Source organism: Kocuria rosea subsp. polaris (genome assembly GCF_001483755.1).
Taxonomy (GTDB): Bacteria; Actinomycetota; Actinomycetes; order Actinomycetales; family Micrococcaceae; genus Kocuria; species Kocuria cellulosilytica.
Window position 1 is genome coordinate 147,717 of record NZ_LQBK01000042.1, and the last position, 11,384, is coordinate 159,100.

General features: G+C 74.7%; 8 protein-coding genes. 5 read left to right on the plus strand and 3 right to left on the minus strand.

Annotated elements, in window-relative coordinates; translation table 11 throughout:
- Positions 1-19 precede the first annotated feature (19 nt).
- Positions 20-2,431, plus strand: a complete 2,412-nt coding sequence (locus AVL61_RS17195) for a glycoside hydrolase family 31 protein (protein ID WP_058875534.1) — start codon at positions 20-22, stop codon at positions 2,429-2,431.
- Between the two features lie 57 nt (positions 2,432-2,488).
- Here AVL61_RS17195 and AVL61_RS17200 read toward each other — a convergent pair whose 3' ends face one another.
- A complete protein-coding gene (locus AVL61_RS17200) occupies positions 2,489-3,049 on the minus strand; it encodes a hypothetical protein (protein ID WP_058875535.1) in 561 nt (186 codons plus the stop codon).
- Positions 3,050-3,147: 98 nt separating this feature from the next.
- A complete protein-coding gene (locus AVL61_RS17205) occupies positions 3,148-4,185 on the minus strand; it encodes a zinc-binding dehydrogenase (RefSeq protein WP_058875536.1) in 1,038 nt (345 codons plus the stop codon).
- 140 nt (positions 4,186-4,325) lie between these two features.
- Between AVL61_RS17205 and AVL61_RS17210 the strand changes: the two genes are divergently transcribed.
- The 3 genes from AVL61_RS17210 to AVL61_RS17220 all read left to right on the plus strand — a co-directional run bounded on the left by AVL61_RS17210 (position 4,326) and on the right by AVL61_RS17220 (position 7,682).
- Entirely contained in the window at positions 4,326-4,784 is a 459-nt protein-coding gene (locus AVL61_RS17210; protein ID WP_058875537.1) for an OsmC family protein, read from the plus strand.
- 126 nt (positions 4,785-4,910) lie between these two features.
- Positions 4,911-5,846, plus strand: coding sequence for a polyphosphate kinase 2 (gene ppk2 / locus AVL61_RS17215; protein WP_058875538.1), 936 nt, complete (start codon positions 4,911-4,913; stop codon positions 5,844-5,846).
- 51 nt (positions 5,847-5,897) lie between these two features.
- Positions 5,898-7,682, plus strand: coding sequence for an ABC transporter ATP-binding protein (locus tag AVL61_RS17220; protein ID WP_197412750.1), 1,785 nt, complete (start codon positions 5,898-5,900; stop codon positions 7,680-7,682).
- A gap of 105 nt (positions 7,683-7,787) precedes the next feature.
- On the opposite strand, the gene ppc is transcribed toward AVL61_RS17220, so the two are convergent.
- Complete coding sequence (gene ppc, locus AVL61_RS17225; RefSeq protein ID WP_058875540.1) at positions 7,788-10,604, minus strand: phosphoenolpyruvate carboxylase; 2,817 nt, start codon at positions 10,602-10,604, stop codon at positions 7,788-7,790.
- A gap of 213 nt (positions 10,605-10,817) precedes the next feature.
- Between ppc and AVL61_RS17230 the strand changes: the two genes are divergently transcribed.
- Complete coding sequence (locus tag AVL61_RS17230) at positions 10,818-11,345, plus strand: hypothetical protein (RefSeq protein ID WP_157571489.1); 528 nt, start codon at positions 10,818-10,820, stop codon at positions 11,343-11,345.
- Positions 11,346-11,384 lie beyond the last annotated feature (39 nt).

Consider the following 11,384-nt stretch of genomic DNA (forward strand, 5'->3'; position numbering starts at 1 on the left):
GTTCGCCTAGGGTGGACGCATGCCCCTCCCCCACTTCCGTCCCGCCGGCACCGGGGCCGTCGACCCGGACGCCGTGGTCGCCGGCGAGCACTACCGCATCAGCGTGCTGAGCCCCGGCCTGCTGCGCCTGGAGCACAGCCCCAGCGGGCGCTTCGAGGACCGCCCGTCCGCGTTCGCCCTCGACCGCCGGTTCCCGGTGCCGGACTTCCGGGTGCGGCGCACGGCGGCCGGGATCGAGCTGGTCACCGAGCGGATCCACCTCAGCTACGACGAGCGGGCCTTCAGCCCGACCGGACTGTCCGCACAGATCCGCGGCGGCGTGACCAGCTACCACAGCGTGTGGCGCTACGACACCCCGGTCCCCACCCTGGGCGGGACCGCGCGCACCCTGGACGAGGCGGACGGGCCCATCCCGCTCGAGCCGGGCATCACCTCCCGCGAGGGCTTCGGGGTGGTCGACGACTCCGCCTCGGTGCTGCTCACGGAGGACGGCTGGTACGCGCCGCGCGCCGGCGAGGAGGGGGCCGTGGACCTCTACCTCTTCGGCTGGGGCCACGACCACCAGCAGGCGCTGCGGGACTTCTACGCCCTGTCCGGACCGCAGCCCGTCCTGCCCCGCTGGGCGCTCGGCAACTGGTGGAGCCGCTACCACGCCTACGACGACGCCGAGTACCGGCAGCTGGTCGCCGACTTCGACCGGCACCGGCTGCCGTTCTCCGTGCTGGTGGTGGACATGGACTGGCACCTCACCGACGAGCACGTGGAGCGCCGGCACGGCTCGGGCTGGACGGGCTACACCTGGAACCGGGAGCTGTTCCCGGACCCCCGGGACTTCCTCGCGTGGGCGCACGAGCGCGGCTACCGGGTCACGCTCAACCTGCACCCGGCCGACGGGGTGCGCTCCTTCGAGGACGCGCACCCGGCCATGCTCGAGGCCCTGGGCCGGGATCCGGGATCGGAGGAGCCGGTGGCCTTCGACGTCACCGACCGGGAGTTCGTGGCCGCGTACTTCGAGGTCCTGCACCGCGGCCTGGAGGCCGACGGCGTGGACTTCTGGTGGATCGACTGGCAGTCCGGGCCGCACTCCCGGCTGCCGGGCGTGGACCCCCTGTGGGTGCTCAACCACTACCACTTCCTGGACTCGGGGGCGGACGGGTCCCGCCCGCTGACGCTCTCCCGCTACGCCGGTCCGGGCAGCCACCGGTATCCGGTGGGCTTCTCGGGCGACACCGTCATCTCCTGGGCGTCCCTGGCCTTCCAGCCGTACTTCACGGCGACGGCGGCGAACATCGGCTTCGGCTGGTGGAGCCACGACATCGGCGGGCACGTCTTCGGCGCCCGCGACGACGAGCTGGCCACCCGCTGGCTGCAGTTCGGCGTGTTCTCGCCGATCCTGCGCCTGCACTCGGGCGACAACGACTTCATCGCCAAGGAGCCCTGGCGCTACCGCTCCCCCTTCGCGGAGGTCATGGAGCGCGGTCTCCGGCTGCGGCACCGGCTGGTCCCCTACCTGCACACCGCGAACCGGGCCGCCGCGGTGGAGGGCGTCCCCCTGGTGCGCCCGCTGTACTACGAGCACCCGGAGGCGGAGCAGGCCTACCGCTACGGGCACCAGTACCTGTTCGGGTCCGAGCTGATGGTCGCCCCGGTCACCTCCCCCGCGGACCCCGTGGTCACGCGCGCGGCGGTGCCGGTGTGGCTGCCGGAGGGGTCCTGGACGGACCTGTTCACGGGCGCCGTCTACGACGGCGGGCGGGAACTGGTGCTGCACCGCCGCCTGGAGGACGTCCCCGTCCTCGCCCGGGCCGGCGCCGTGGTGCCCCTCGCCGGGTCCGACGACGACGCCGCGCCGGGCGTCGGCAATCCCGCCGAGCTGGAGGTCCTCGTGGTCGCCGGCGCCTCGCACGCCTCCGCCCTGGACGAGGACGACGACAGCGGCGACGGCCGCGATCCGGGCCGCTGGGCGCGCACTCCGCTCGCCCTCGACGTCGCCGCCGGGGAGCTCACGGTCGGCCCGGCACGGGGCCACCTCGACTGCCTGCCGGCGGCGCGCGCCTGGACCCTCACCCTCATCGGGTTCGAGGAGCCGGCGGAGCTCACCGTGACCGTGGACGGAGGGACGGTCCCGGCGCGGACCGTCCGGCACGGGGACGCCGTGCGCGGACACCGCACCTCCGTCGTCGTCGAGGGCGTGGCCCCCGGGGCGCGGATCGTCGTGCGGTCGGCCGCGCTGCGCACCGTGGCCGCCCCGGACCTCGCGGCCCGCGTGTTCGACCTGCTCAACGACGCGCAGATCGGCTACGACGTCAAGGAGCGGGTGCACGAGGCCGTGCAGCGGGATCCCGTGGGGGCGCTCGGGCAGGCGAGCGCCCTGGGCGTCGAGGGACCGCTGCTGAGCGCGCTCACGGAGCTGGTGCTGGCGAGGCGGTGACGGGCCGGGCACGGTCCCCGGCCCGCGGGACCGGAGCCCGGCGGCACGCCACGGGGATCAGCACCCCGCCGCGGAGCCGTCCTCGTCCGGGCCGAGCTCCACGACGAGGATCGGCAGCCGCAGCCGCTCGGGGGTGAAGGACACGACCCTGGCGTGCGGGATGCCCTGCTCGCGGACGAAGCGGCAGGCGACCAGCCCGTGGTCCCGGTTCTGGCCGATCATCAGCAGCCAGTGCCGGCCCGCGGCGTCCAGGGCGTGGGCCTGGTGGTCCAGGTCCCGTCCGGCCGGGTCCTGCCGCGTGCTGCGCTGGGCGAACCGGGCCGCGTAGGCCCGCATGTCCGCCTCGGTGCGCAGCAGCCCGGCGGCGACCCGCCGGAGGTCCTGGGTCCTCAGCTCGGGGACGATCTGCTCCTCCCGGACCGCCCCGGCACGCTCCCCGGGCGCCTCGTCGGCGGTCCGGTGCCCGGGGTGGACGATGCGCTCGATCCGGCGCAGGCGCTCGTCGTCCTTGTGCAGCTCCTGGTAGTCGCTGATCAGCGCCTCGAGCTCGGCGTCCAGGGGATGCGGCTCGGGCTCCGGGGGGTCGTCGCCGTCGCGCGCCGGTCGTGGTGGGGGCAAGCCGGCCTCCTGGTCGCTGGGCACTGAGTCCCATCATCAACGGTGCCGCTGCGCGGCGTATTCCGCCCCGGACGCCCGCAGGGCCGGCGCGGGCGCGCCTACAGCGCGGGGTCGATCATCGTCATGCCGGCCACCGGCGTCGTGTCGAACACCGGCAGCAGCGCCGCGGCCTCCTCGAGCCCGATGGTCCGTTCGACGAGTCTCTGCGGCTCCAGGGCGCCCTGCTCGATGAGCCTCATCATGTCCGGATAGTCGGCGGCCGCCATGCCGTGGCTGCCGAGCAGGTCGAGCTCCCAGCCGATGACCCGCGCCATCGGCACCCGCGGGTGGCCCTCGACCGGCGGCAGCAGCCCGATCTGGACGTGCCGCCCGCGCCGGCGCAGGCTGAGCACCGCATCGGCGCAGGTCTGCTCGCTGCCCACCGCGTCGACGGCGACGTGGCTGCCCCCGCCGGTGAGGTCGGCGACGGCCGCGGGCACGTCGGTCCCGGCCGCGGGCAGCGTGTGCTCCGCGCCGAGTCCGCGCGCCACGGCGAGCGCTTCCGGGTTGCGGTCGACCGCGATGACCCGGGCGCCCAGGGCCCGCGCGATCATCACCGCGCTGAGTCCCACTCCGCCGGCACCGACCACGGTCACCCACTCCCCGGCGGCGACCTGCGCCCGCCCGGCCAGGGCCCGGTAGGCCGTGGCGAACCGGCATCCCAGCCCGGCCGCGGTCGCGAAGTCCACGTGCTCGGGGACGGCCACGAGATTCGTGTCGGCCGCGCGCAGGGCGACGTGCTCGGCGAACGACCCCCAGTGGGTGAACCCCGGCTGCTCCTGCTGGGGACAGACCTGCGCGTCACCGGACCGGCACCACTCGCACCGGCCGCAGCCGCAGACGAACGGGACGGTCACCCGGTCCCCGGTCCGCCACCGCCGCACGCCCGCGCCCACCGCGGCGACCACTCCGGCGAGCTCGTGCCCGGGGACATGGGGCAGCGCGATCTCGTCGTGCCCGGCCCAGGCGTGCCAGTCGCTGCGGCACAGGCCCGTGGCCATCACCCGCACGACCACCCCGCCGGGCGGGGCCGTGGGCTCGGCCACCTCACGGACCTCGGGCCGGCTCCTGAACGCATCGATGACCACGGCACGCATGCCCCCACTCTCCCACGGCCGCGCGGCCCCGGCAGACGGCGTGCCGGTGACCTGCGTGTGTCAGGGGGCACCGGGCAGCACGCCGGCCGGACGCACCGGGGGTCCGGCGCCGGGGGCGGTGGGCTTGGCATCATGGACCCATGAGTGAAACCCCGGACCCCACCCCGCGCTCCGTCGAGCTGACCCGCACCGCCACCGGCCGCTACACCGCCCGCAACCCGGCGGGGGCCGAGATCACCTTCGGCCGCGGCGAGAACCTGCTGTCCCCCGTGGAACTGCTGCTGGCCGCCATCGCCGGGTGCTCCGCCATCGACGTGGACGTCGCGACCGCCCGCAGCGCCGAGCCCTCGGAGTTCCGGATCGAGGCCACGGGGCGGAAGATCGTCGAGGAGAGCGGCGCGAACCGCCTGGAGGACCTGAACCTCTCGTTCCACCTGTCGTTCCCCGACGACGCGGCCGGCCGCAAGGCGGCCGGCATGGTCGAGCGCCTCGTCGGCCTCTCCCACGACAAGTACTGCACGGTCTCGCGGACGGTGGAGCACGGGACCGCCGTCGGCCACGACCTCAGCGTGGGCCTCGACGGCGCCGACGGCCGGTAGGCGTCCGCACCTGCGGGGGACCGTGCTCCGGCCGGTCCCCCGGGAGTCATGTGCCCGCCGTCCGCACGGGTCAGGACGGCCGGGCCTACACTGCGCTGAAGAGACCCGACCGGAGAGGAACGGCCGATGCCCGACGGAAAACGGCAGTGGATGCCCGCCGACCAGTGGGCGGTGCGGGAGAACCTGCGGGAGTTCATCGACCACCTCACGCAGATGGGCTACACCGTGCCCCACGGGCACGAGGAGGACCCGGACCTGATCGATCCGGGGGGCTCGGCGGTGGAGACCTGGCGGGAGGAGCATCCCTACGACGAGCTGATGAGCCGGGAGGAGTACGAGCTCGAGAAGTACCGGCTGCAGATCGAGCTGCTGAAGTTCCAGTACTGGGGCCAGGACCACGACCTCCAGCACGTCATCGTGTTCGAGGGCCGCGACGCCGCCGGCAAGGGCGGGACGATCAAGCGCTTCACCGAGTACCTGAACCCGCGCGCGGCCCGCGTCGTCGCGCTCACCAAGCCCTCGGACCGCGAGGCCGGGCAGTGGTACTTCCAGCGCTACATCCGCCACCTGCCCACCGCCGGGGAGATGGTGCTCTTCGACCGCTCCTGGTACAACCGCGCGGTCGTGGAGCCCGTGATGGGCTTCTGCACCCCGCAGGACTACGCCAGGTTCATGAGCCAGGCCCCGGTCTTCGAGAAGATGCTCGTGGACTCGGGCGTCCACCTGACGAAGTTCTGGTTCTCCGTCACCCAGCAGGAGCAGCGCACCCGGTTCGCGATCCGCCAGATCGACCCCGTGCGGCGCTGGAAGCTCTCCCCGCAGGACCTCGCTTCCCTCGACCGCTGGGAGGACTACACGGACGCCAAGGAGGAGATGTTCCTGCGCACCGACACCGACCACGCCCCGTGGACCACGGTGAAGTCCAACGACAAGAAGCGGGCGAGGATCAATGCGCTGCGCTTCTTCCTGGACCAGTTCGACTACGAGGACAAGGACCCGTCCGTGGTCCACCCCGCCGACCCGCTGATCGTCCGCCGCGGCCGCGACGCCGTCGGCGACTGAGCCCGGCACCGTGGAGACCTGGCCGGCGGGTCGACGCCGGCGTTCCCGACCGTGACGGCGCCGGCCGAGGAGGGGCAGGCGCCGCGGGGTCGTCTGCGCGACCTGGCGGGCTATCTCGCCGAGCACCGCGGCGTCCTGGGCGTGGTGCTGGTCCTGTCCGTGCTGGGCGCGGGGCTGTCCCTCGGGCAGCCGGTGGTCGTCAACCGGGTCATCGGCTCCATCGGCACCGGCCGGCCCCTGGCGCCGCTGGTGGCCGCACTCGTGCTCCTGGTGCTCGGGGCCGCCCTGGTGGGCGCGGTGCAGCGGTACCTGCTCGAGCGCACGGCCGAGGGCGTGGTGCTCTCCGCCCGCCGGCGGCTCGTGGGGCACCTGCTGCACCTGCCGGTGCGGGAGCACGACGCCCGCCGGGCCGGGGACCTGGTCTCCCGGGTCGGGTCGGACACCACCATGGTGCGGGCCGCCCTGACCGGCGGGCTCGTGGACGCCCTGGGCGGGGCGCTGGTGTTCGCCGGCGCGCTGGTCGGGATGGCGCTGCTGGACCCGCTCCTGCTCGGCATCACGCTCGGCGTCGTGGCGGTGGCCGTGCTGGCCGTGGTGGTCGCGTCGGCCCGGATCCAGTCCCTCACCCGCTCGGCCCAGGAGGCGGTGGGACGGCTCGCCGCCGGCGTCGAGCGCGCGGTGTCGGCGGTGCGCACCATCCGCGCCGGCGGGGCCACCGACCGCGAGGTGGCCCGGCTGGAGGCCGATGCGGTGTCCGCCTACGGCTTCGGGGTGCGCGTCGCCGGTGTCGGCGCCGTGCTCTGGCCGATCAGCGGGCTCGCCGTCCAGGGCTCCTTCCTGGCCGTCCTCGGCGTGGGCGGCTACCGGGTGGCCTCGGGCGCCCTCGCGATCGCCGACCTGGTGACGTTCATCCTGTTCCTCTTCATGATGGTCATGCCCCTGGGGCAGTTCTTCTCGGCCATCACCACGGTCCGCACCGCCCTGGGCGCCCTGGGCCGCATCCAGGAGATCCTGGACCTGCCCCGCGAGGACGCGGGCGACGACGTCCCCGACCGGGCGGGCCCGGCGTCCGGCGCCCGGGCCGGTGCCGCGGCAGACAGCCGGCGTCCCCTCGAGCTGGTCTTCGACCGGGTCACTTTCGCGTACGGGACGGGCCGCCCCGTGCTCGACCGGCTCAGCTTCACGGTCCCCGCCGGGTCGACCACCGCGATCGTCGGGCCGTCGGGGGCGGGCAAGTCCACCCTGCTCGCCCTGGTCGAGCGCTTCTACGACCCCGTGGCCGGGTCGATCCGGCTCGGCGGCACCGACGTGCGCGCCGTGTCCCGCGCCGAGCTGCGGGCCCGGATCGGCTTCGTGGAGCAGAACGCACCCGTGCTGGCCGGGTCCCTCCGGGAGAACCTCGTGCTCGCCGCCCCCGAGGCCGACGAGGAGTCCTGCTGGGCGGTGCTGGACGCCGTCAACCTCCGGGAGCGCGTCCGGTCGCACCCCGAGGGCCTGGACGCCACCGTCGGGGACGACGGCGCGGGCCTGTCCGGCGGTGAGCGCCAGCGCCTGGCCATCGCCCGGGCCCTGCTCGCGGACACCCCGCTGCTGCTGCTCGACGAGCCCACCGCCAGCCTGGACTCCCGCAACGAGAAGGCCCTGCAGACCGCGATCCGCTCCGCCGCGGCCGGGCGCACGGTGCTCATCGTCGCCCACCGGCTGTCCACCGTCGCCGGGGCCGACCGGATCGTGGTGCTCGACCGGGGCCGGGTGACGGCCGTGGGCACCCACGACGAGCTCCTGGGCACCTCGGAGCTCTACCGCGAGCTGGCCCGCCACCAGCTGCTCGCCTGACCGATCGTAGGAGCGTCCGGCGGACCGCCGCTGCGCCCTCCGGCGCGGAGCACCGCCCGGGGAGGCGCGGCAGGTCACGCGCTCCGGCCGCCGCCGCCCGGCCGGTCAGCCGGTGTTGCGCAGGCCGGCGGCCACGCCGTTGATGGTGATGAGCAGAGCGCGCTGCAGTCCTTCGTCGACCTCCTGGCCCTCGGCGTCCTGCTGCCGGATCCGGCGCAGCAGCTCGACCTGCAGGTAGGAGATGGGGTCCAGGTACTGGTCCCGCACCTCGAGCGTCTGCTGCAGGGTGGGGTTGCCGTCCAGCAGCTCCTGCTGCCCGGTGAGCCGGGCGAGCTCGTCGAGGGTGAGCTCGTACTCGCGGCGGATCACCTCGAACACGTGCTGGAGCCGCTCGGGCACGAGCGCCCGGACGTAGTGGGCGGCGATCTCCAGGTCGGTCTTGGCCACGGTCATCTCCACGTTGGAGATCACGGAGCCGAAGAAGTGCCAGCGCTCCAGCATGGTGCGCAGGTCCTCCTCCATCCCCGCCTCGCGCGCGGCCCGCAGTCCCGAGCCCACCCCGAACCAGCCCGGCACGATCTGGCGGGACTGCGTCCAGCCGAAGACCCACGGGATGGCCCGCAGCCCGGACAGCCCCTTGTCCGAGGACGGGCGCTTGGCCGGGCGGGAGCCGATGTTCAGCGCGCCGAGCTGCTCCACCGGGGTCGCGGACAGGAAGTACTCCGGCAGGTCCGGGTCCTCGACCAGGCCCTGGTAGGCGGCGAAGGCGGCGTCGCTGACCACGTCCATGACCTCGCCCCACCGGGTGAGCTCCTCCTCGGTGGAGCGCGGGTCCTGGTGCAGCGCCGTGGCCCGGAGCACGGCGGCCAGGGACAGCTCCAGGTTCTCCCGGGCCAGCGTGGGCAGGGAGAACTTGTCGCTGATCACCTCGCCCTGCTCCGTGAACTTGATCTCCCCGGCCAGGACGCCGCTGGGCTGGGCCAGGATGGCGTCGTGGGTGGGCCCGCCGCCGCGGCCCACGGACCCGCCGCGGCCGTGGAAGAGCCGCAGCCGCACCCCGTGCCGGGCGGCGACGTCGCGCAGCCGGCGCTCCGTGCGGTGGATCTCCCACCGGCTGGTCATCACCCCGGCCTCCTTGTTGGAGTCGGAGTAGCCGAGCATGACCTCCTGGACGTCCCCGCGCGCGGCGACCACCCGCCGGTAGGCCGGGTCGGAGAGCAGCTCGTCGATGACCTCCGCGGAGCGGCGCAGCTCCTGGACGGTCTCCAGCAGCGGCGCGAAGCCGAGGGTGGCGCGGTCCTGCTCGCCCGTGAGGTCCACCAGCCCGGCCTCGCGGGCCAGGATCACGGGGGCGAGGATGTCGTCCGCGTCGCGGGTCATGGACACGATGTACGTCTCGACGACCTCCTCGCCGTAGGTCTCCTGGGCCCGGGCGATCTCCCGGAAGACCGCGAACGTCCGGTCCGCGTCGCCGTCGAGGTGCACGGACCCCGTGGCGAGCCCCGGCGGGGCGAGGGGCCGGCGGCCGGCGAGCTCCCCGGAGAGCACCGCGGCGCGCGCGGCGCGGTCCATGTCCGCGTAGGGCTGCTCGAGCTCCCCCAGCCGGTCGAGCAGCTGCCCCACGGCCTCGTGGTGGGCGTCGGCGTGCTCCCGGACGTCGAGGGTGGCCAGGCCCAGGCCGAAGCCGGCGATGGTGCGGGTCGCCGCGGCCAGGGAGCCGTCGGCCGCGAGCGCGCCCGCGTGGTGGCGCAGCGAGCGGGCCACCACGTCGAGGTCGGCCACGAGCTCGGCCGTGGTCCGGTAGTCCCGGCCCGGCTCGTGCGCGGTCTCCTCCGCGAACCGGCGGCGCGTGTTGATCAGCTTGGCCTTGATGCAGGTGAGCTTCAGCCGGTAGGGCTCCTGCGCGTTGAGCTCCAGCACCCGCGGGTCCAGGCCGGGCAGGTGCGCCACGTCCCGCTCCACGGACTCCTGCAGCTCGGGATCGACCTCGACGATGGCGGTGGAGGGGGACAGCCGGGAGACGAGCACGTCCAGGAAGCTCAGGGCGATGTCCACGGCCGCCTGGCCCTGGAGCTGGAGGACGCGGCGGGTCATCTCGGGGGTGACGTTGGGGTTCCCGTCCCGGTCCCCGCCGATCCAGGACCCGAAGCGCAGCGGCGGGGGGCCGGCCGGCAGGTGCACGTCGTGCTGCGACAGCTGGTCCTCGAGGTCCGCGAGCAGCACGGGCATGGTCTCGGTGAGGACCTCCCGGAGGTAGTACAGGGCGTTGCGGGCCTCGTCGAGCGGGGTGGGGCGGTTCTGGCGCAGCTCGTCGGTCTGCCACAGGAGCTCGATCAGCTCGGCCAGGCGCCGGTCCTGGCTGCGGCGCGCGGCGGAGCCCTCGGGGGTCTCGAGGGCCAGGATGTCGGAGAGGTGCCGGATCTTGGTCAGCACGGACCGCCGGGAGGCCTCGGTCGGGTGCGCGGTGAACACCGGCCGGACGTCGAGGCTGCCCACCGCCTCCCGCAGGGCGTCGGAACCGGCCTCGGCGGCGACGTCGGTGACGGCCGCGGCGAGCCACCCCTCGTCCTCGGGGCGGCGGCCGAGCACGCGCACGCGGTGCACCTGCTCGGCGGCGTTGGCGAGGTGGAAGTAGTGGGCGAAGGCCCGCACCAGGTCCGTCGCCCGGTCCAGGGGCAGGGAGCCGAGCAGGTCGCGGACCCGGGCCGCGGCGTCGTCGCCCCCGGAGGTCTTGGCGTCCTTCGCGTCCTTGGTGAGCCGGCGGACCTGCTCGACCAGCTCCAGCAGCTCCGGGCCGCGCTGGCGCGCCAGGGTCTCCCCCAGCAGGGTCGTGATGCGGCGGACGTCCGCGCGCAGCGGGGCGTCGATCACCCCGGACGGGCGGCGGTCGGGGGCTGCGGGGCGGTCGTGCTGGGTCGTCATGTCGCGGCTGCTCCTGGCTGGTCGGTCGTCGCGGCGGCGCGCGCGACCGACGAGCGGTCGCGCCGTCGGTGCCTGTCGTGCCAGCCTACCCCGCGTGATCCACGTCGCACGGAGGTGTTCCCGCCGGGGGTATGGGAACACCCGTGCCGGACGGGCCCGGGGGCGGTAGGTTCGGCGGTGAGCACACCCCGCACCCGCCAGGAGGCACCGTCCATGAGCCAGCACCCGCACGGTCCCGGTGGTCCGCACCGCGCGGGCGGCGGGCAGCCCCCGCATCTCCCCGGCGGACCGGGTCCCGGGCTCGTTCCGCCCCGGCCCCCGATGACCCCCCAGCTGCGGCTGCTGCTGCGGCTCACCCTGCTCTCGCTCGGGGTGAGCGTGGCGAACGGCCTGGTGGAGGCGGCCGCGGGGCCCAGCACGCTGCCCGGGATGGAGGACGTGGTCCGGGTCCCGGGCCTGCCCGGGGGCGGGCTGGCCGCGGCCGTGACGCTGTTCGGCGTGGTGCTGACGGCGGCGCTCTACGCGCTCGTCTGGTTCCCGCTGCGCGATCAGCTGCAGTGGGGCTGGGTGCTGGGCCTCGTCTTCTGCTCCCTGGCCGTGCTGGGCGACGTCTTCGACCTCGCCGTGTACCTCCTGGGCGGGCACCTGCTGCCCGGGCTGAGCACCGTGGTCCTGGTGGCGGTCAACGTCGTGTGGCTCGTGGCGGCGAGCCGTCCCGGGGTGCGCGCGGCGCTGCGCTGACTGTGAGGATTCCTTTTGCAGCCTGATGGTGCTGGGCTG

Coding starts and splice junctions, on each gene's coding strand:
- AVL61_RS17195 (WP_058875534.1), top strand. CDS start 20: ATGCCCCTCCCCCACTTCCGTCCCGCCGGCACCGGGGCCGTCGACCCG.
- AVL61_RS17205 (WP_058875536.1), bottom strand. CDS start 4,185: ATGCGTGCCGTGGTCATCGATGCGTTCAGGAGCCGGCCCGAGGTCCGT.
- AVL61_RS17210 (WP_058875537.1), top strand. CDS start 4,326: ATGAGTGAAACCCCGGACCCCACCCCGCGCTCCGTCGAGCTGACCCGC.
- ppk2 (WP_058875538.1), top strand. CDS start 4,911: ATGCCCGACGGAAAACGGCAGTGGATGCCCGCCGACCAGTGGGCGGTG.
- ppc (WP_058875540.1), bottom strand. CDS start 10,604: ATGACGACCCAGCACGACCGCCCCGCAGCCCCCGACCGCCGCCCGTCC.
- AVL61_RS17230 (WP_157571489.1), top strand. CDS start 10,818: ATGAGCCAGCACCCGCACGGTCCCGGTGGTCCGCACCGCGCGGGCGGC.